The 19,027-nt window shown below is 50.4% G+C and carries 18 protein-coding genes; 8 read left to right on the forward strand and 10 right to left on the reverse strand.

Going from position 1 to position 19,027, the window contains the following annotated elements; all coding sequences use genetic code 11:
• Window positions 1-73 precede the first annotated feature (73 nt).
• On the reverse strand, window positions 74-814 hold the full coding sequence (locus DZK30_RS07965; RefSeq protein ID WP_162902940.1) for a ParA family protein: 741 nt from the start codon (window positions 812-814) through the stop codon (window positions 74-76).
• 240 nt (window positions 815-1,054) lie between these two features.
• The gene (locus DZK30_RS07975) at window positions 1,055-1,684 is read right to left on the reverse strand and encodes a deoxynucleoside kinase (protein ID WP_118973600.1); all 630 of its coding nucleotides are present in this window, start codon (window positions 1,682-1,684) and stop codon (window positions 1,055-1,057) included.
• Between the two features lie 251 nt (window positions 1,685-1,935).
• Between DZK30_RS07975 and DZK30_RS07980 the strand changes: the two genes are divergently transcribed.
• From DZK30_RS07980 to DZK30_RS08005, 6 genes are read left to right on the forward strand one after another with little or no spacing between them, the layout of a single operon-like run.
• Window positions 1,936-2,196 (forward strand): hypothetical protein, encoded by a 261-nt coding sequence (locus DZK30_RS07980; protein ID WP_118973601.1) that lies wholly within the window; start codon window positions 1,936-1,938, stop codon window positions 2,194-2,196.
• 58 nt (window positions 2,197-2,254) lie between these two features.
• A complete protein-coding gene (locus tag DZK30_RS07985; protein ID WP_118973602.1) occupies window positions 2,255-3,187 on the forward strand; it encodes a hypothetical protein in 933 nt (310 codons plus the stop codon).
• 2 nt (window positions 3,188-3,189) lie between these two features.
• Window positions 3,190-4,179, forward strand: coding sequence for a grasp-with-spasm system ATP-grasp peptide maturase (gene gwsG, locus DZK30_RS07990; protein ID WP_118973603.1), 990 nt, complete (start codon window positions 3,190-3,192; stop codon window positions 4,177-4,179).
• Window positions 4,176-4,370 carry a hypothetical protein gene (locus tag DZK30_RS07995; RefSeq protein WP_118973604.1) on the forward strand — a complete coding sequence of 65 codons (195 nt, stop codon included), beginning with the start codon at window positions 4,176-4,178 and terminating at the stop codon, window positions 4,368-4,370. The genes gwsG and DZK30_RS07995 overlap by 4 nt, the downstream gene beginning before the upstream one ends.
• Entirely contained in the window at window positions 4,360-5,454 is a 1,095-nt protein-coding gene (gene gwsS / locus DZK30_RS08000; RefSeq protein WP_118973605.1) for a grasp-with-spasm system SPASM domain peptide maturase, read from the forward strand. Before DZK30_RS07995 ends, gwsS begins: the two co-directional genes overlap by 11 nt.
• Window positions 5,423-5,626, forward strand: coding sequence for a hypothetical protein (locus DZK30_RS08005; protein WP_118973606.1), 204 nt, complete (start codon window positions 5,423-5,425; stop codon window positions 5,624-5,626). Before gwsS ends, DZK30_RS08005 begins: the two co-directional genes overlap by 32 nt.
• A gap of 180 nt (window positions 5,627-5,806) precedes the next feature.
• Here the strand turns inward: DZK30_RS08005 and folK are convergent, their stop codons facing one another.
• The 7 genes from folK to DZK30_RS08040 form a co-directional block, all read right to left on the reverse strand.
• Entirely contained in the window at window positions 5,807-6,319 is a 513-nt protein-coding gene (gene folK / locus DZK30_RS08010; protein WP_118973607.1) for a 2-amino-4-hydroxy-6-hydroxymethyldihydropteridine diphosphokinase, read from the reverse strand.
• On the reverse strand, window positions 6,319-6,876 hold the full coding sequence (locus tag DZK30_RS08015; RefSeq protein WP_118973608.1) for a 3'-5' exonuclease: 558 nt from the start codon (window positions 6,874-6,876) through the stop codon (window positions 6,319-6,321). Before DZK30_RS08015 ends, folK begins: the two co-directional genes overlap by 1 nt.
• 7 nt (window positions 6,877-6,883) lie before the next feature.
• Complete coding sequence (locus tag DZK30_RS08020) at window positions 6,884-7,393, reverse strand: DUF2480 family protein (RefSeq protein ID WP_118974016.1); 510 nt, start codon at window positions 7,391-7,393, stop codon at window positions 6,884-6,886.
• A 217-nt stretch (window positions 7,394-7,610) separates the two neighbouring features.
• Window positions 7,611-8,411 (reverse strand): DUF3108 domain-containing protein, encoded by an 801-nt coding sequence (locus tag DZK30_RS08025; RefSeq protein ID WP_118973609.1) that lies wholly within the window; start codon window positions 8,409-8,411, stop codon window positions 7,611-7,613.
• Window positions 8,412-8,448: 37 nt separating this feature from the next.
• Window positions 8,449-10,296, reverse strand: a complete 1,848-nt coding sequence (locus DZK30_RS08030) for a tetratricopeptide repeat protein (protein ID WP_118973610.1) — start codon at window positions 10,294-10,296, stop codon at window positions 8,449-8,451.
• Window positions 10,297-10,432: 136 nt separating this feature from the next.
• Entirely contained in the window at window positions 10,433-11,839 is a 1,407-nt protein-coding gene (locus DZK30_RS08035) for a hypothetical protein (protein ID WP_118973611.1), read from the reverse strand.
• A gap of 166 nt (window positions 11,840-12,005) precedes the next feature.
• Window positions 12,006-14,804, reverse strand: a complete 2,799-nt coding sequence (locus DZK30_RS08040) for a TonB-dependent receptor (RefSeq protein ID WP_118973612.1) — start codon at window positions 14,802-14,804, stop codon at window positions 12,006-12,008.
• Between the two features lie 217 nt (window positions 14,805-15,021).
• On the opposite strand from DZK30_RS08040, the gene DZK30_RS08045 reads away from it, so the two are divergent.
• Entirely contained in the window at window positions 15,022-15,669 is a 648-nt protein-coding gene (locus tag DZK30_RS08045; RefSeq protein WP_118973613.1) for a DUF47 domain-containing protein, read from the forward strand.
• Between the two features lie 87 nt (window positions 15,670-15,756).
• A complete protein-coding gene (locus tag DZK30_RS08050) occupies window positions 15,757-17,205 on the forward strand; it encodes an inorganic phosphate transporter (RefSeq protein WP_118973614.1) in 1,449 nt (482 codons plus the stop codon).
• Window positions 17,206-17,555: 350 nt separating this feature from the next.
• Here the strand turns inward: DZK30_RS08050 and DZK30_RS08060 are convergent, their stop codons facing one another.
• Entirely contained in the window at window positions 17,556-19,019 is a 1,464-nt protein-coding gene (locus tag DZK30_RS08060) for a RapZ C-terminal domain-containing protein (protein ID WP_118973616.1), read from the reverse strand.
• Window positions 19,020-19,027 lie beyond the last annotated feature (8 nt).

Below are 19,027 nucleotides of genomic sequence, written 5' to 3' on the forward strand. Positions count from 1 at the left end.
TTCTTGCAGCCCGGCTCTTGTATCCTGGCTCCTGATTCCTTCATCCTGGTTCCTGCATCTTCCTGTATCCCACCTATACTATCCCTTCCTTAATTTCTGTCCAAAGATCGTGGTAGCTTACCGCCGCCCTGCCCGAGGGTGCAAAAGCGGTAACGGGCGCCTGGTGTACGCCCATTTTCTCTACGTCGGAGAGATAAGGGATATAATGCTCAAAGAAACGGCGATCGGCGCTGAGGGTATGCATCACCTCTGTATGCAGGCTTTTACGGGCATCGACCATCGTAAAAAAGCACATGAGCTTTTCGAGAGCCAGGTGTTTGTCTTCGAAATACTCTTTAACGATATCGTAAGTACGTACAGAGAGCGTAGTAGGAATGGCAGGCATCAATACAATGTCGGCCGCTTCAAAAATATTGTCGGCCAGCACCGAGAAGCCCGGAGGACAGTCGATGAACACAAAATCGTAGTTATGTTCCGCCTGCTTCAGCAATTGACGCATCTGCTTCTTGGAACCCTTTTGCTCATCCAATAAAATATCCAGTTTGCGGGCCGACTTATCGGCCGGTATCACATCGAGATAGTCATAAAGGCTCTGTTGCACCAACTCGTCCAGGGACATTTCCTTCTCCAGCAGCTTACGGACGCCGCTCTTGGCCCGCGGCTGCGTCTGGTAATAATAGCCGGCAGCGCCCTGCGGATCGAGGTCCCACAGCAAGGTGCAGTAGCCATCGCTGGCCGAAAGATGCGCCAGGTTAACACAGGAGGCCGTTTTGCCTACGCCACCTTTCAGATTGTATAATGCAATAACGATCATAAGACAAGTGTTTGTGGATACCGCAGGCATGCCTCCGGCAGATCAATATACAAAACCACCCCGGTTTTGTTGCCGCTGCTGCACTGCGTCATCGCGTAAGCTTATTGCAAGATAAGCTATTGCCCCAATATGCCGTCGCCGTACCTGCAGCAACGCGGCTGCTGAACCCATCGAAGCAGCTAACATTTGTCCTTTCGACAAAGCGCAAGGACCGGAATGCCGTTGTGCTTACGCCGAAACCTATTTAATGAACAACGACCGCCGCTGAAAGGTTTCCCCCGACTCCAGGAAGCGCGTTAGCTGCGCAAAATGCTCCGGCTTATTAAAATCGGCCAGTGCGGTATCTACCATCAAAATGGGACATTCTTCCTGGCCAAGGTACCGGAGATAAGCGTCCTGGATCTCTTCCAGGTAGGCATCGGCGATTTGTGTTTCGTATGGTCGCCCCCTGCGGAGTATCTGCTGCTGCAGCTTGGCAATGGGGCTTTGCAGATAGATCAGCAGGTCGGGGCGTGGCAGCTGGGTACGTATGATCTCGGCCATGCGCTGAAACAGTTCATATTCGTCAGGACTTAAGTTGTTGCGTGCAAAAAGCTGGCTTTTGATAATGGTATAGTCCGCTACGATCATCTGCTGAAACAGCTCCCGGTTGAGCAGGGTGTCTTTAAGCTGGCTGTAGCGTTCGGCCAGGAACGACAGCTCCACAGGAAAGGCGTAACGTTCTCTATCCTCATAGAATTTGGGCAGAAAAGGATTGTCGGCAAACTGTTCCAGGATAAGTCTTGCATTATAATGTTCTGCCAGTTTGTGAGCCAATGTGGTTTTTCCGACGCCTATATTCCCTTCTATAGCGATAAAGTGGTACTCCATGCGGTAAAGATAATACGCTTTTCAAAACCCGATTTATCCCGTAACAGATTTCACGTTCTGAACTATTGTTTAAACAAAAAGTTAAAGTTTATGTAAGGAAATTTAACTTACATAAATTATCATTTATCTTTGGGCGACATGAGGCCTTATGTACCAGGAAAGACACCTATAAACCTGTATAAATACTGGTGTACGCTGAATATAGAGCCCAGGGCGGCAAGACAGGGCTCTTCAATCTAAAAGCATAAAAGATGAAAAAAGCACCTTTAGAAAGCTTACATTCTGAAAAATTCGCCAAAGCTACCGTGAGCCCCGAAATAATGGTTATGGTGAAGGCCGGCGGCGCTTCTGGTACCAGCGAACATCTTGTCGATGGTAAAAAGCTGACCGATAGTTATTCCTATTCCTGCTGCGGTGGCCGGTACGATTGCTACACGAAATTTTCGGACGGTTCTTCTTATAACCGCATGAGCCTTACCATTTTTGATGGTACCACACCCGATATGTATTAAGCCTTTCAGTAGCGCCTGTAGCTTTTTTTACAGGCGCTACACTACAATTAATTGATCTATGCGTATCCTGATCCTGCTGTGGCTGCTTTTTACAGGGATAGCCGATACTGGCGCCCAGGCCGTAATCAGTACGGTTGTGGTCGATGGTGTAGGTCTCAAGCCAATGGATAGCGCTATGCGGCAAGCCGAAGCCGATTCCAGAAATAAAGAAGAATACCATAAAGCGTTTAGCCGGTTCAATGACTCTTTATTTGCAGCAGGGCAATATGCGCTGGTCATCGACAACTGTGAGTGTCATAATGAGGGCAACCTTGCGGATGAAGCCTATGGCTACCTGGTAGCCAGCTACGACGCCCTTGGGCTTAAGTTGATGTGTGATTCGATGCTCAGGAAAGCATTGCATTTTAACGATACAAGCTTTTGCTCCATGTGCCCGGGCTCCTTTATGACGGCGACACGGGCTAACACTGCTCTCCGGTCGTACCTGGCGTTGCCAGGGCATTGGGAAATGGTCGAAACCCTGGTGGTCAGGCATTATGAAAAGATAGCCAGGCCAAAGGATAAACGCAGCGCAAGGGTATTGTGGCATTTGCTGCTCCGGGATCAATACATAAGAGGCCTTAATTATTCGGGTCAACTTACGGATAGCGCCTTCATCATTCTGAATGGCGCAAACCTGGACACGCAGCTCAGCCTGTATCGCAAGTCAGGCCATATCTTTAGCCGGGAAGAAGTGGGGGCAGGGCTCGATCACGAACAATTCCTGTTGTTGGCTCATGAGGGCAATGCACAACGCAGGGCATGGTATCTGGGGTTGGTTAAAGCGGCAGCGGCGGCCGGCATTTGTCCGAGAAGACGTATTCCCGATTTCATCCTGCGCACCGAAATGGGTAAAAAGGGGATCAGGCAATTTCTACTGGACCTGGAACAACGCGAAGCGGATATGCGGCTGGAATACAATCTTCCCGACTATTATTATTCAATCAACTGAATATGGTCCTCATCTTATCGGAAAACAGGGATCCCTGCACTATCGAGATATTGAAATGGCTCGATCACTTTGGCACGCCCTGGCTGCGCATCAACGAAGATGATGAGGTCGCCTTTGAATGCCTGGAATACCGGGACAACCAGTTGATCCAGCTCGTCGTTTCGGTAAACGGCCGCCTGGTCGACCTGGTGCGGATAAAGGCTTACTGGTACCGTCGGGGCTGGCTGCAGGATAGCCAGGGACAGCACGGAGCGCTGTCGCCGGATGCAAAGATCAACCGGCAGCTCTCTGCTTACCTGGGAGAGGAGCTGGATAATGTGCTTTTGTTTATCCATCGTTACCTGCAAACAGAAAAGCCGCACATCAGCTCGTTCCTGAATGCCGGCAATGACAAGACCTATTACCTGATGGCGGCGATCAAAGCCGGCCTATCTGTTCCCGATACGCTGATCTGCAACAAAAAGAAAAGATTAGCAGCCTTTGCACAGCGCACCAATGGTAACAGAACGATCACCAAGAGCATTAATGAGCTTTTCTCGTTTTCGTGCTACGACAAATTCTATACGGCTGCTACTTACGAGGTAAGCCGGGAGGAGATCGCGGCCTGCAGCGACCGTTTCTTCCCTTCGCTATTCCAGGGCTATGTAGAAAAATACTGCGAGCTGCGCGTGTTTTACCTGCTGGGTGAGCTATATGCCATGGCGATCTTTTCCCAGCAAAATGAGCAGACCCGGTTGGATTTCCGGAATTACGATCATGATCATGCCAACCGAAATGTGCCCTTTTCTTTGCCGGAGGCCGTGGAGCAAAGCATCCGCGACTTTATGACTTCGATACGGCTCAACTGCGGCTCACTCGACTTTATCTTAACGCCCGACATGCGCTTTGTGTTTCTCGAAGTAAACCCCGTAGGCCAGTTTGGAATGGTATCTTATCCCTGTAACTATCAGCTGGAACGGCGTGTTGCGACGGCCTTAAATGATATGCTATGACAAAGGAGAAAATGCGTACCGACGAGCATGCCCGTTTACATCTTGAAGCGCTGCCTTTTGCTGCCCTGTACTGGTCGGTACAGCCACAGCAGCTGATGGTGAAAGAGTGGCTGCCTTCCCGGCGCTACCATACCCGGGAATACATTTATAAAAGATATTACAAGCTTATATCGAGAAGAGATGGAAGATAATTGCACCCGACAGGTATTCCGGCTTTTTGCTTCCTGCCTGCTTACGACGGGCAGCAAACGGGCGCTGCTATCCGATACCCAACGCCATTGCTATTATACTATTTCGCTGGCCTTGTACGAGCTCCTCCATACAGCGCAGGGCAGCAGCATCGATGCGGTACTGGATGCCTGTGCAGATCATGAAGAAAAACAGATCATGAAGAGCTATTTTGATTTCCTGCTGCGTGAAGAGCTCATATTCCTTTGTCCTGAGGCTATATCCGGCAACTTTCCTCCGGTCAACACCGCATTCGATGTCCCGGCTACCATTGCCAATGCGATCATTGTAACGAGGCGGACCGATGCCGACTACCTGTACAGTATATGCCAGCAGCTGACCAAGTTGAACTGCCTGGCAACGGAGATCATTTTGACAAGGAATACGCCGCCATCGGGACCGGAAACGGTGCTGGACATCTGCCGGCAAGTCGCGCTGGACGACATTCATCTCGTCGTCCCTTTTTCCCCGGGGATCGCATACGAAACACTGCCGTTGACTTATGGCAACCTGGTATCCCTTACGGTCTACGGCGCATCTGAGGACGAGGAACGCTACGAGGAGGGGCTACGGTACAAACTGCGCTATGCTACCGCAGATCTCAGCGATCCCCGCGCTTGCGGCTGTATCGCGGAAAAATACTTCACACCCGACCTGGATCATTATTTTGAATCGCTGCAGCACAATACCTGTCTCCACCGGAAGATCAGTGTCGATGCCGATGGCTACATCAGGAACTGTCCGTCGATGAAGCAGCATTTCGGTCATGTGAATGATGTACCGCTGGCGGCAGTGGTCGACAAGCCGGCATTCAGGCAATACTGGCATATCACCAAAGACCAGGTAGCAGTATGCCGCGACTGTGAGTTCCGCCATATCTGCACCGACTGCCGCGCTTACCTTGAAGACCCCGACGATGCCTATAGCAAGCCGCTGAAGTGTGGTTACGATCCTTATACCTGCACCTGGGAAGACTGGAGCAGCCATCCCCTAAAACGGCAAGCTGCCGACTTCTATGAAATGCACAACACCGGCCAGGCGCAATGAGGAGCGCTACCCGGGCTTTGGTTATCCGGCGTATCTGCTCCGGCGCTTTCATGAAGCGGCGGGCCTCTTTACTATACTCTTACAGAATGACCATATTATTCATTACGAACCCGGGGAGCCCGAAAGGTTCCGCAGCTGGCTTCACCAATCGGGTGTCGCCATCGTGGAGTAGCGCGTCACAATGAGGCACTCTTTTTTTCAACTCAGATGAACCCCAAAAGGAGCCCAAAACAATCGCTCCGCGTGTTTTTGTTGGTCAGCACGGCCCAACTTTAACCTATAATGAAGAGAGGAAGGAATGTTCTGAAGGCAATACACAGGGCATCGCAAATTCAGGAAAGGAATAGATTGGTCAGCTGTCCGTCGCAGGGGTATAGGGCCATACCAATAGCTTGTCACTGCTTTGCTGCAGTAGTTCTGAGGTGGTCTTATGTCGTACCGGATGCACCAGGCCCGGCGCGATCTCGTTGAGTGGCGCGAGCACAAAATTACGCTCCTGCATCAGGGGGTGAGGGATAACGAGCTGTGGCAGATCAAGTACCAGGTCGTCGAAATAAATAATATCGATATCAATAGCGCGTACCCCCCAGCGTTCCTGGCGCACACGCCCCAGCCGCTGTTCTATCTCTTGTATCACGTCTAGCAAAGGCAAAGGAGCCAGGGTGGTTTGCAGCAACAAAGCCTGGTTCAGGTGAGCGGGTAACCCTTCGAGGCCCCAGGCCTCCGTCTCATAGAGACCCGAAGCACGAACTACCATGCCGGCATCCCGCTCCAGGGCCGTAATAGCCTGGCTGAGCTGTTCCCGGCGGTCACCCTGGTTGCTCCCGGTCAGGAGGTATACATCGTGCAAAGAGGGAACGGTCATTAATATTGGGGAACGGCTTTCCGGGGAAACTTCTGTTCCAGTTCGGCGACCATAGCGGCCGATTTCCCTTCGAGGTGCATCTGGAACAATGCGGCACAGCCGCGTGCATCGGACAGGGCATTATGATGCTTCAGGTCGATGCCGTAGGTTTCGCAGAGCAAGGCCAGGTTCCGCTTGTATATTTTAACCGTGCAATGCTGGTGAAAATGAGGTTGCGCAATGCGGTAATAATCCAAGGTCTGTCGCAGGCAGGCGCAATCGAAGTCGGCGTTATGGGCGACCACGTGCTGTCCCGCAATATAAGGCTGCATCTGGTCCCATATCTCGCTGAAAGCAGGTGCATGGGCGGTGTCTTTCCGCGACAGGCCATGTACCCGGGAATTGCCCCAGTGGTATTCGTTTTTCGGTGGTTGAACCAGTAGTTCCAGCTCCTGCACAATCACGCCATTTTCTACTCTTACCAGCCCTACCTGACAGATACTCCACATTTTGGCATGTGCGGTCTCGAAGTCAATAGCAGTATAGGTGGCAAGGGAACGTAGCTCACTCAATTCCATAAGGTTCTTATTTCTTTTTGTACACGGGTACGGTAGAACAGGGTTCTCCATACATCAGGCTCTTCACTACAGGCCGCAACCTGGCGGTCACGGCAATAAAAGCGGCTTCGGGCATTATTTTATCGCCACAGCCTTTAATCACCACACGCTTATCTGCATATTCTGCGGGATCGATTGCCGCAATGGCTTCCAATATCTTGTTTTCGGTGAGCTGCTCTATCGTGCCGGATGACAGGGAAGCGGCCACCGGCGACAAAGCAGTAGCGATCAGCATATAGGCCCATTGCGGGATAATCGCATCGGCCGAGCAGGTAATGGTAACGTCCTTGCCCTGATACTGTTCCCAGTCATGCAAGGGCAACGCCGCACGAAAGTCTTTTTCCCTGAGGATCATTTCACGGAACAGGAAAGGTTTCAGATCGAAAACCGCCAACTGCGCCGGGTCGGGGAGAAAATCTTCCAGATTGAGGGTGATGATGCCGCTCTCCGCTACTTTATTCACAATCATTTCATCCATATCGGGCCTGACTTCTTTGCTTATCAAATTAGGGCACGAAATTACATATAATCGGGCAGGGAATGCAATAAAAATGATGTTATTGGCAAAAGCTATGCGCTTTTGGCCCGGACCGGGGCCTGTTGCCGCCTTCGCGCAGGCCTTAAAAACGGGGAGAAGAGGAGCTATATGGCGCAAATTGGTCCATAGCAGCAGCGGCAAGCGGCATGGCCGGCCTCTATTTCTTTTTGATAAGGGAAGACAAGGGATAGCGCAGGTTGCTGTACCCCATCATGTCGACTTTGATGCTGCCTACCAGTATAGGACTATCGACACGCAGGGGAATATGATTGTCGTCGTCGCTTACCCATACCGCCATTTTTTCACCGCCTTCAAAAATGGTCCCCTTGATCAATAGCGGCGCTATCCTGATGGCATTAAAGGTTCCATACTTTGTTTTGATCTTCTCTTTACCTACATAGCGGATATACAGGTTATAGACCTGGTCGTCGAGGAACATGCTGAAGGGGATCTTTGCACCGGGCTTATATTTACCGTAATCGATATTGCGGGCGTAATAGATTGCCGAAAGCACGTCCTGCACGCATTGCGGCACATCGAAGGTCTTTTTATTGGAATAGGCTTTCCTGAGTTCCTGGTCGAAGGTGACATTGTTGGTGAACTTATACCCACCCTCGTCGACGTTGCGGATGAATTTAACCGGCAAAAGGGTTTCCATATCCATATAGGTTTCGTACTTGTCCCTTACCCTGAAGATCCAATCGTAGGATTTATAAGTAGCACCATCGCCGGTAATGTGAAATACCTGCTTTCCGTTGAGTGTTTCCTGCCTGGTGGTAAAGTTGGCTTCCCCCGCAGCCACCCATATCGCGCTCAGGTTATAGTATACCTTAAAATTAAGCTTTTCGCCCGCTTGTACACATTTATTGCCGGTGCTGCAAAAGTCATTTTGCGCTACTCCAGGGGCAGCAATGATCGCCATCCACAATATGGTCAAGACAATGATCTTCTTCTGCATATATAATTTAGACAAGAGAGGGCGTAAATAGTTTAGGTCAGGAAGAAGGCTCCTTTCCGGCTTTCAGCTTCTGATAGCGGACCCTGGCCACTTGTATGTATGTGCTGCCGGGATAACGGGTGATAAGGGTTTCGTAGTACTGGAGCGCCCTGGCCTTATCCTTCAACCGTTCTTCGTACAGTACGGCCAGCCGGAAGGCCGCGTCATCGCCCAGCACATCGTCGCCAAAGCCGGAAAGTATCTTTTCGAGGTAAGCAACGGCATCATCATTACGGCCTTCATCTTCGGCTATACGTGCGCGCAGCATATAGATATCATCCATCAATGCAGTTTCGGGGAAAGCCTTTGCAATGCTGTCGAGGAGCCGGTCTGAGGCCTGGGTCTGGTTCTGGAACAGCAGCAGGTCGGCGGCGGCAAAGCGGAGCAGGGGTGTGAGGTTGCTGTCGGGCGGGATATTTTCAGTGATCAGCACCGATAGATAGAGCGCATCGTTGGCAATGAGCTCGCTGGTAGAGGCTTTCAGCACGGAAAGCTGCGTTTGCGCCCACTTGAAATCGCCACGGTAGTAAGCCAGCTTCGCATTGCGGAACCTGGCCTCCTCGCCCAGCTGGTCTTCTTTGAAGGCTTTATCTACCTGGGAATAGACCAGGGTTGCATCCCATACTTTCTCCTTCAACAGGTAATAGTCGCCCAGGTCGAGCTTACAATAGCCGACAAAATCCCTGCGGGCATTGGGCGCACCGATCGCCCGCTCCAGCAAGGCGATCGCCGTATCGACCTGCAAGGCATACCGCGCTTCTACCCTGGCATAGTCGCGCAAGAGCGGTGACGTTATATACTGAGGGTATTCGTCAAAAAAGGAAGTATATTCTTTTTGAAGGCCGGCAAGCAGCTTCTGGTCTACAGGCCGCTTCTGTTCAAGCTGTCGGAGCAGCACCTGTATCTTTCCATCCCAGGCTTCCTCGTACATGGGTCCTGAGGAGCCTTTGGCCATTACGTACCCGAATCCATCCAGGGCTATCGCATATTGCCCGGCGGCGGTGGCCGTCTTACTGAAGAGGACCACCCGCTCGCCTTCTTCTTTCAATTGCTTATCCAAACCGGTGATTTGGGCATAGGCGCCTTTAAAATCACCCTTCTGCATATAGATCCAGGTCATCAGCTCGGTCCAGTAAGGATTGTCGGGCTGCTGCGCAATGCGCTTCCCCAACTGCTTTTGCAGCAGGGCCATCTTTTTGCCATCGTCGCCGATCATCTGCAGCAAGGCGCTTTTGACATCGTCAAGCACATTGGGTTGCACCACCAGCTGATCCATCATCGCTTTGATCGCTTCGTCCGTATTGCCTTCCTTGCTATACAGCAGGCCCAGCTCCGTGGCGTATACATAAGGATTCTGGATCATGGTACGCGCCCGCTCGTAGATCCTGATCGCATAGTCGTTGCGTCCTATACGGACAAAGGCATCGGCCAGCTGGCGGGTACGGAAATCTTCGCCGCTTACCAGGGCCAGAGCTTTTTCATATTGCTCTTCAGCTTTCTTTTTCTTTCCGGAAGCATCCAGCACCCTACCCATATCCAGCAGCATCGAGGGGTCTTCCCGGCGGATCTTGCTCATATAATCTACCAAAGCAGCCGCATCGTCGTATTTTGCCGCCAATAGCAGGGCATCCAGGTACTCGTCGTACACTCCTTTATCAAAGGGCGCCTGTTCATATACCTTTTTGAACAAGGGCAAAGCCTTTTCATATTCTTTATCGCGCAGGAACTGCCGCGCCAGTGCGATCTCTTTGCCTGGCGGCTGCTGCGCCCATACCTTACTGCAGGCAAGTAGCAGGCATAGCAGGAGCAGGGTGGCGCTTATATGTTTCCAATTTTTTCTTATCATGAGATCAATCCCTCCGGTACCGGTACATGGGTTGGCTAATGTACGAATAATCCCGCGACCGTCCCCGGCTTATTCAACGAAAAAGCCCCCGGAGTATTGTTCCGGGGGCTTTATTAATGGATCCGATCGTTTGATCTTAGTAAGGTGTTTTCTCAGCATCCCAGGTAGTCCAACCTGCAGTCCAATCGTTGGAACCATCGAAGGCGCCGATATAGCTTGCGCTCTGGAAGAAGGAAGGCAGACCTGAAGTATTACCACCAGTGTTTGCAGGTGAAGAAGCAGTCAGGCGGAAGTCGGGGCGACCTACCTGAGCCGGTACTACCAGCGAAGCAGTGAACTTGAAAGGATCAGCCAGGCCAACCTGTTGTGTGCTGTCCAGCAGCTGATTGTTCTGACCAGCTACCCAAGCACCGATGGCGGCATCATAAGGAGCAGTAGCTTTCAGCTTAACCGGGCAACCGGCCATAATGTTGTTGGCAAACTTCAGTGTACCGGCGATAGCGTTAGCAGAAGTCGGAACGCCTTTGGTATCGTCTATATACAAACCAGCCAGGGGATAACCCATGATGATGGAGTTCAGGATAGAGATAGAAGAGTTACGACGAATCTGAGCGCCATGCTGGAAGTTATTGTTGATGCCACTTGCAGATTTACCCTGTATAGGTCCGATAACCGTCATGTTAGAGAAGATCGCTTTGGTCTGAGGTGTATTGGCAGAACCGTTGGCGTCGTTATCAGACTCGAAACCGTTGGAACCACTCTGATCGGCAACTGACTTTACACGCAGTGATACGCCGAACTGTACGTTACCGGAGAAACCGTTGTCGGTATCGAAGTCATCGTCCCATGTGTAGGCGGCAACAAGGTGATCACAGTTTACAGTACCGCCAAACCATTCGTAAGCATCATCGCCGGAACGGTATACCTGTACATAGCTGATCTTGGTACCGGCACCTACACCGCCCATGGTCAGACCATTGATCTCGTTGTCGGGAGAGTAAGCGATACCGGCAAACTCGATACGTACATATTTCAGGGTACCGGAGTTGTCATTAGCATCAGTACCACCAAACCAGATGTAATCTTTTTCTTTGTCAGTTTGCGTAGGTACCAGACCACCTTCGATCTTGGCTTCGCCACCGGTAGGATTGATCGGTGCTTTACCCAGCAGGATCACACCACCCCAATCGCCTTCGCGACGGGCATCGGCTGCCTGGGCAGAAGTGAAGATGATAGGCTTGTCTACAGTACCTTCAGCGTTGATCTTACCGCCACGGCTTACGGTCAGCGTACCTTTGCTGGCTTTATCGCCCATGATGATGGTACCGGGCTCGATGGTCAGGGAAGCGCCATTGGTTACGTATACAAAACCCTTGAGCATATATTTTTTATCTGCAGTCCAGGTTTGGTTGCCTGTAATATCGCCTGTAATGGTCACGACATTTGAAGGATCGACAGGGTCCGGGGTGGGATCGTCTTTGCTGCTGCAGGAAGCAAAAAACAGCGCTGCTGCACTAAAACCAAGCAATACAAGCTTTTTCATAAATTTTGTTTTCGTTGTTGTTTTATTATTTGCCGCAAAAGTATCCGGACCATGTAACCGGAATGTTACGTCAAGATTATGCCTTTGTAAACTTTGGATACCTTTAACACAAAGCAAACAGAAAGAGCGGACCAAGTGGCCCGCCCTTCGCGATATAATCTGTTGCTTAGAATTTATAGCTGTAGGTCAGCGTGAAGGTGCGTCCAGGCTTATATTGCTGCAATAACCAGTCCTGGTCGGGATCAATCTTGCCATCGGCAAAGCCAACCGTTCCAAATTTCTTATCGCTGTCCTGGTCAAAGTAGAAGCGCACAGGGTTGTTGATGATGTCTTTAATGTTAAGACGGAACTCGCTATGCTTGCTCACGGCATAGCTGGCCTGGAAATCAAGCAGGTTTCGTGGCGACTCGTACACATTACCCACGCGACCGCCGCCCACCAGGTACAAGCGCTGTCCGATAAGATTGTACAGTACATTCAGGTTCAGCTTACCATTGGTGGAGGTATACCCCAGGCTTGTATTGACCACATAAGGCGACTGACCACTCAAGGGGCGACTAGTTACCAGCTTGTCTCTTACGTAATAGGGATCGGTGTTTACCTTTGAGTTAATATAAGCCAGGTTCATATAGAAGCTCAGGTTCTTCACGAAAGAATTTTCGGAGATGAAATCGAGCTTTTTGCGCAACTCCAGCTCAGCGCCGATGTTCTGGGCCGACTTGTAGTTTTTGGTGGTAATGTCGTAAGCGCTACCGTCGCCGTATACAAAGTTCTCAAGGGTATTGTTGAAGTGCTTGTAGAATACCGATACAGAGACGATCTCACCTGCCCTTGGATACCATTCGTAACGCAGGTCGGCATTGTCGATCTGGCTGCGTGTCAGGCTGGAATTACCGGTGATCTGTGCAGAGAGCTCATAATCGTAATAGCCGAGGTTGGCCATTTCACGCAGTTCGGGACGGGCTACGCTCCTGAAGTAGGAGGCCCTGAGGTTGGTCTTGGGGCTGAGCGAATAGGTAAGGTTGGCAGAAGGTAAGATGTCGTTCCAGGTCTGATCCACTTCTTTTTTCAATGGTGTATTCAGATCAATGTGATAAGATTCCATACGGGCGCCCCATACAATGCGGAAGTTTTCTGTGATCTTATTATCCAGCATCAGGTAACCACCGGTGGTCATGGCCTTGGCCTTGTACTCATCCGCATCACCGGTAAGATCGGCCAGGGAATAGTAGTTCTGAGAGATCACATCGCTCGCAAACAACGTAGACAGGGGCCGCTGCAGCACATCCAGGTAGTTGGGCTGTTGGGTATTGATCACAGCACCGATATAACGGTTGGCAAAATCGCGATGGCGATAAGTAGCGAACGCACCTACTTTCAGGCTGCTTTTATTCAGGAACTTGAAGGGCATGGAATAGTTTACGCCACCATTCAGCACGGTCTCATTCAGGTCGCCAAAAAGACGGTTATTCGCTTTACCCAATGAATATAGCTGGGCCAGGAAGGGTTCTGTAGTGCCTTCAGACTGCGTATAGGCTACCTTGCGTTGATCGGGTTGATTGTTGGTAATATAGTTGTAAGATACCAGCCAGTTCAGTTTGCCCTGCTTACCACCAATCTGGTGATCACCGCTCAGTGTGGTTTTAAACAGCGACTTTTGGATCAGGTCATAGGCGTAGTACTTCACATTCTGTGAAGAACCAGCATTTACACCTTCACGCTCCAGGTAGTTATCGTCGAAAATACGGTTGTAGAAAGTCTTAAGGTTGATCTTGCTCTTACCGGTATAGTAACCCAGGTTCAACAGGGCGCCCAGGTTGGTAGAATAGTTGTAGATATTATCCTTATAGTCGTAGTTGTCGTATTGACGGAGCAGCTCAGGCTTTATGTTCTCGCTGTGGTTGTAAGTAACGGCAGCAGTAACACCGAAACGGGAGTTGCCTTTCAGGTTGTATACGCGTCCCAGAGAAGCCTGCAGGGCCATAGAGGGCAAGGCCGTATGCTCTTTGGTGCTAAAATCATTGTTGAGCAATTTCAGGTAAGGCACCGACTGTTCCGGCGTCAGATTTTTACCGGCTATCGCTTTCTGTGTGGGGAAGCTTTTGGGCAGCTGACGATCACCATTATCAAATCCCAGGAAATCGGTAGAAGTACGGTATCCTGATTTGAATGTCTTAAATGTGGAAGCAGTATTGACGCCGGTACCGATGGAGATGTTGGCAAAGTTATCATCGGGAACTTCCTTGGTCAGGATGTTGATCACACCACCGGCAAAGTCGCCCGGCAGATCGGGGGTACCTGCTTTGGTGATAATGATGTTGTCGATCATGCTGGAAGGAATGATATCGAAAGAGAATGCCTTCCGGTTGGGCTCGGTACTGGGCAGTACGGCATCATCCACCAGGGCGGTATTGTAACGGTCGCTGAGGCCACGCACGATCACGAACTTATTGTCCTGGATCGTGGTGCCGCTCACCCTTTTCAGCGCTTCACCGGTGCTTCTGTCCGGTGAACGACGGATGGCTTCGGCAGAGATACCATCCGATACGGCCACGGCGTTTTTCTGCATGGTGTACAGCGCATTTACGGTTTCTTTCTTCACGGTACCCTGGATCACCACTTCGTCCAGCTGTGTATTTTTAGGCTCGCTCATCGCTACGGAAGCCTTTGTAACGTTTCCTTCAGTAACACTAATATCTGTTATTCTCTTGGTTTGATAACCTACATATTGTACTTCAATTTCATAGTCGCCGGGAGCTACCTCAAAGACATAGTTACCGTCGATATCGGTTATGGTTCCGGACATAGGAGTAGGAGATTCTCCTCCTTTCTGGAATAAGGATACGGATACACCGATCAGGGTTTCGGATGAACCGCCGTCGGTTATGGTCCCGACAATCTTTCCGCCCGCAAATACCTGACCTGCAATCAATAAGGTGAGGATTAGTGTAAATAAATTACGCATAACTATAAAGTATATAATTTGAGCGCAAAATTGAAATCCTAATGTTACCCTTGGATTACGGTAATGTTACCGATGGGTAAACTTAATGTTACCACAACATTACCAATTGCTTAGGATCAAGGTTATCAAATTATTAAGTATTGCTCCCAGCTATCATTTCCTTAAGGCATACAAGTAATTTTGCGCCCACACAATTTCAATAAATCTTATATAGATTATGGGTCTTAATTCCTTCATTAAATTGTTCCTTCCCAAGGATAAAGTCTTCTACAGCATTTTCGAACAGGTAGGCGCCAACCTGAAAGAAATGGGCGCTTCCTTCCGTGCTGCGATCGAACAAACCGATGTAACCAAAAGGACCCAGATGCTAAGGGCGCTGGAAGACGCTGAACATAAGAACGACGAACTGACCCATAAAATATTTGTCGAGCTAGGTCAAAACTTCATTACGCCATTTGACCGCGAAGATATTCACTACCTGGCTACCTCTCTCGACGACGTTGCCGACTTCATCTATGCCTCATCCAAAAAGATGGTGAACTACCAGGTGAGGGAGATCGACAGTTTCATGAAAGAAATGGTAGTGGTGATCGAAAACGCCATCGTGGCGCTCGACAAGGCCCTGCATGAGCTGCGTAACATGAAGAACCTTCGCGCGATCACCGAGGCCTGCGTGCAGATCAACAGTCTTGAAAACCAGGCCGACGACCTGTTGGACAACGCCATTATCAAGATGTTTGCCTCCAGCACCGATCCTATTGAGCTGGTAAAGCTTAAAGACATTTACCAGGATATGGAGATCATCACCGACAAGTGCGAGGATGCAGCCAACGTGATCGAATCCATCATTATCAAATACGCTTAATTATCGGCACCGCCGCACCGTGGGGAGAAAGCTCCGGCTTCCCCTTGCCGGACCGCATGCTGCTTTTTAATTGAAGAGCCTTCTCTTATGACTTTATTAATCATTATTATCATACTGGCGCTTGTATTTGATTACATCAATGGCTTCCACGATGCCGCTAATGCAATCGCCACCGTTGTATCGACCAAGGTGCTCACGCCTTTCCAGGCCGTACTCTGGGCTGCCCTGTTCAACTTCGTCGCCTATTTTATCTTTACCGATCACGGCGTAGCCAATACCATCGCAAAGACGGTACATTCGGAGTTCATTACCCTGCCGGTGATCCTTGCCGGGCTGGTAGCGGCCATTACCTGGAACCTTATCACCTGGTGGTTCGGTATCCCTTCCAGCTCATCGCATACGCTTATCGGCGGCTTTGCCGGAGCAGCCATAGCCCACGCAGGTTTTAATTCTATCGATACGCCCACTATCCTTACTATTGTTTGCTTTATTTTCCTGGCGCCCATCATTGGTATGCTGGTCGCCTTTATCATTTCGATATGGTTCCTTAACTCATTCCGGAAAAGCTTTGGCCCCAAGATCATTTCCTTCCTGGTAATATTGGGTGTAGTGGTATTCCTGTCGAATATGATCGAGACCAGCCCTACCAAGCTGGCCGGCATCAAGGGTTTTGACAAAACGGAACAAGGCGCCCCCGCCATCAAAGGCATATCGGGAAGCAATACCAATGCGTATAAAATGGGGCTTCGCGACAAGGATGTGATCCTTAAGATCAACCAGCAGCCCGTGAGCGATAAAGAAGCGATAAGCAAGGCATTTGACGGGTTCCGGAACGATGAGCCCGTAACCCTCGAGGTACTGCGCAAAGATGAGATCAAAACACTTAACGGTTTTAACCACCCCCGTTTTGATTCCGGGTTCCTGAATGTCATTTTCTACGGTGAAAACTTCAAGTGGGTGTTGATGTGCTTTATCCTCACCGTGATGAGCCTGTTCACACTCTTCCTCAGCAACCTTAACTATGCACAGTCAGAACGCTGGTTCAAGCGGATGCAGCTGGTTTCCTCAGCGGCCTTCAGCATCGGTCACGGTGGCAACGATTCCCAAAAGGTAATGGGTATCATTATGGCCGCCCTCATCTCGTTCGATCCCGGCAGATACCACCTGGACCATATGGAATGGTGGGTACCGCTGGCTTGCTATACCGTAATCGCCCTGGGTACTATGAGCGGTGGCTGGAAGATCATCAAGACCATGGGCACCCGTATTACCAAGGTAACGCCGTTTGAAGGCGTGGCGGCCGAAACCGCGGGAGCGCTTACCTTGTTCATTACCGAAATGCTGAAAATACCGGTAAGTACCACACATACCATTACAGGTTCCATTATTGGGGTCGGCGCCACCAAACGACTTTCCGCCGTGCGCTGGGGTGTGACCATCAACCTGCTCTGGGCCTGGATCATCACCATCCCGATTAGCGGTCTTATGGCGGCAATCGTCTATTTTGTATTCAAGCTTACCGGGCTGGGCAACTAGCCAAACCAGGAAAATTCTTTTTGTATTTTTTGTTTATACCGGGGCGGCTTTCCAGCTGCCCTTTTTTTAGGCCCGGACGGAAATTCCCGGCTTAGGTCATTAGACTTGTAACCCGACCCCCAAATACTGTTCCCGGCATTTATATAAAAAGCGCGCTGCCTTTTAAAGGCAGCGCGCTCCACATATTCCATTAAAAGACTATTTGCATATAGGAAACCAACTATTCCCGGTCCTTGAGCCTGTCGAAAGGGCAACGCTATCGTGGTGCTTCGACAGGCTCAGCAACCGCAGGGAAAGGCAGAATGATGCAATGTTTCCTATATGCAGACAATCAGCTTCCATTATTTATCCTACCGGCGCTTCAGCTCGTGCGCTTCCTGCTCCAGGTGCACAACGGTTGCAACCAACCCGTATTTATCTTTCAAATGCTGGGCCAGCGATTCTGCTGCAAATACAGAACGATGTTGTCCGCCTGTGCAGCCAAAGGATATGCTCAGGTGATCAAAGCCACGGCGGACGTAGTCGTCCACCGAAATATCAACCATAGCGAATACACTATCCAGAAACTGCGGCATCAGGGTCTTGGTTTGCAAAAACTCCTTTACTGCAGCATCCTTCCCGGTAACCTGCTTGTACTCTTCAAAACGGCCGGGATTCAGGATACCACGGCAATCGAATACAAAGCCGCCGCCATGACCGGTCACATCTTCCGGCATGCCTTTCTTATACGAGAAGCTGTAGATATGAAGCTTTAAAGGTGCATTGGCCAGCAAAGTCTCATCGAGGCCATCGAACTGCGCCGTGATCTCGGGCTTCACGATCTGCTCCAGCACATAGCGCAGCTCGCTGAAGGCGGGAATATGGCCGTAGGTATCCAGGAAAAACTTCAGCTGCTGCAAGGCAGGCTTAATACTCTTGATAAAATGAGGCTTGCGTTCCAGCAGTCCCCTGAAGCCATAGGCGCCCAGCGTTTGCAGGATGCGCAGCAGCACACATTCGAGATACACCTTCCGGAACTCCATCTCGTTGAAAGAGGGTGTCTCAGGCAGGCTCGTCAAGGCCTGGAAATAATAATTCACCAGCTCATTCTTCCAGTCGGTAGGCAATTGCGCGCGGGCTTGCCACAGCAGGGAAGCCAGGTCGTACTGAGGCAATCCCATCATGCCGCCCTGGTAGTCGATAAAATAGACCTCGTCGTTCTGCACCTGTATGTTGCGGCTCTGGAAGTCGCGGTACATAAAGGTTTGAGGCCGTACCGAAGACAAGCCCCTGCTCCACTCTTCCAGCTCTTCCAGCAGGGCCGGCTTGTTGTAATGTATCTTCAACAGGTCGGCAAAGTAATATTTGAAATACAGCAGATCGGTCAGTATCTGCTTCCGGTCGAAAGCCGATGCAGAAAAGCACAGCGAATAGTCGATCTCCTTTCCGGCTTCCCAATGGAACCGCACCAGGTTGTCAATACTCTTCTTGAACAGGCTTTTGATACGATCGGTATGTCCTTCCTGCTCCATCAACTGGAACAAGGACGTGTTGCCCAGGTCCTGCAGCAGGTAGTATTGCTTGTCGCGGCTTTTGGCAATGATCTCGGGCACCGGCAGCTTGTACTTGCCAAATACCTGCGTGAAGTAGAAAAAGGTGTTGTTCTCCTTTTTATCCGGGTTGAAGGCGCCGACTACGGTGTTGGTACCGTCGCTCAGGCGAAGGTATCGCCGGTCCGATCCGGCTAAAGGAATAGCAGAAATGTCCTGGGGGCTATTGCCGAACTGTTTGGTAAAAAGATCTGTCAGTGTGGTCGTAAAATCAGCTTTTGGCACGAAAAAAA

Source organism: Taibaiella koreensis (genome assembly GCF_003545715.1).
Classification (GTDB): Bacteria; Bacteroidota; Bacteroidia; order Chitinophagales; family Chitinophagaceae; genus Taibaiella; species Taibaiella koreensis.

Excerpts from the sequence above, each read along its gene's own strand:
- DZK30_RS08025 (WP_118973609.1), bottom strand. The coding sequence starts at position 8,411 with ATGCAGAAGAAGATCATTGTCTTGACCATATTGTGGATGGCGATCATT.
- DZK30_RS08050 (WP_118973614.1), top strand. The coding sequence starts at position 15,757 with ATGACTTTATTAATCATTATTATCATACTGGCGCTTGTATTTGATTAC.
- DZK30_RS07980 (WP_118973601.1), top strand. The coding sequence starts at position 1,936 with ATGAAAAAAGCACCTTTAGAAAGCTTACATTCTGAAAAATTCGCCAAA.
- DZK30_RS08020 (WP_118974016.1), bottom strand. The coding sequence starts at position 7,393 with ATGGATGAAATGATTGTGAATAAAGTAGCGGAGAGCGGCATCATCACC.
- DZK30_RS07975 (WP_118973600.1), bottom strand. The coding sequence starts at position 1,684 with ATGGAGTACCACTTTATCGCTATAGAAGGGAATATAGGCGTCGGAAAA.
- gwsS (WP_118973605.1), top strand. The coding sequence starts at position 4,360 with ATGGAAGATAATTGCACCCGACAGGTATTCCGGCTTTTTGCTTCCTGC.
- gwsG (WP_118973603.1), top strand. The coding sequence starts at position 3,190 with ATGGTCCTCATCTTATCGGAAAACAGGGATCCCTGCACTATCGAGATA.
- DZK30_RS08045 (WP_118973613.1), top strand. The coding sequence starts at position 15,022 with ATGGGTCTTAATTCCTTCATTAAATTGTTCCTTCCCAAGGATAAAGTC.
- DZK30_RS07985 (WP_118973602.1), top strand. The coding sequence starts at position 2,255 with ATGCGTATCCTGATCCTGCTGTGGCTGCTTTTTACAGGGATAGCCGAT.
- DZK30_RS08015 (WP_118973608.1), bottom strand. The coding sequence starts at position 6,876 with ATGGAATTGAGTGAGCTACGTTCCCTTGCCACCTATACTGCTATTGAC.
- DZK30_RS08030 (WP_118973610.1), bottom strand. The coding sequence starts at position 10,296 with ATGATAAGAAAAAATTGGAAACATATAAGCGCCACCCTGCTCCTGCTA.
- DZK30_RS08035 (WP_118973611.1), bottom strand. The coding sequence starts at position 11,839 with ATGAAAAAGCTTGTATTGCTTGGTTTTAGTGCAGCAGCGCTGTTTTTT.
- DZK30_RS08005 (WP_118973606.1), top strand. The coding sequence starts at position 5,423 with ATGAAATGCACAACACCGGCCAGGCGCAATGAGGAGCGCTACCCGGGC.
- DZK30_RS08040 (WP_118973612.1), bottom strand. The coding sequence starts at position 14,804 with ATGCGTAATTTATTTACACTAATCCTCACCTTATTGATTGCAGGTCAG.
- DZK30_RS07965 (WP_162902940.1), bottom strand. The coding sequence starts at position 814 with ATGATCGTTATTGCATTATACAATCTGAAAGGTGGCGTAGGCAAAACG.
- folK (WP_118973607.1), bottom strand. The coding sequence starts at position 6,319 with ATGACCGTTCCCTCTTTGCACGATGTATACCTCCTGACCGGGAGCAAC.
- DZK30_RS07995 (WP_118973604.1), top strand. The coding sequence starts at position 4,176 with ATGACAAAGGAGAAAATGCGTACCGACGAGCATGCCCGTTTACATCTT.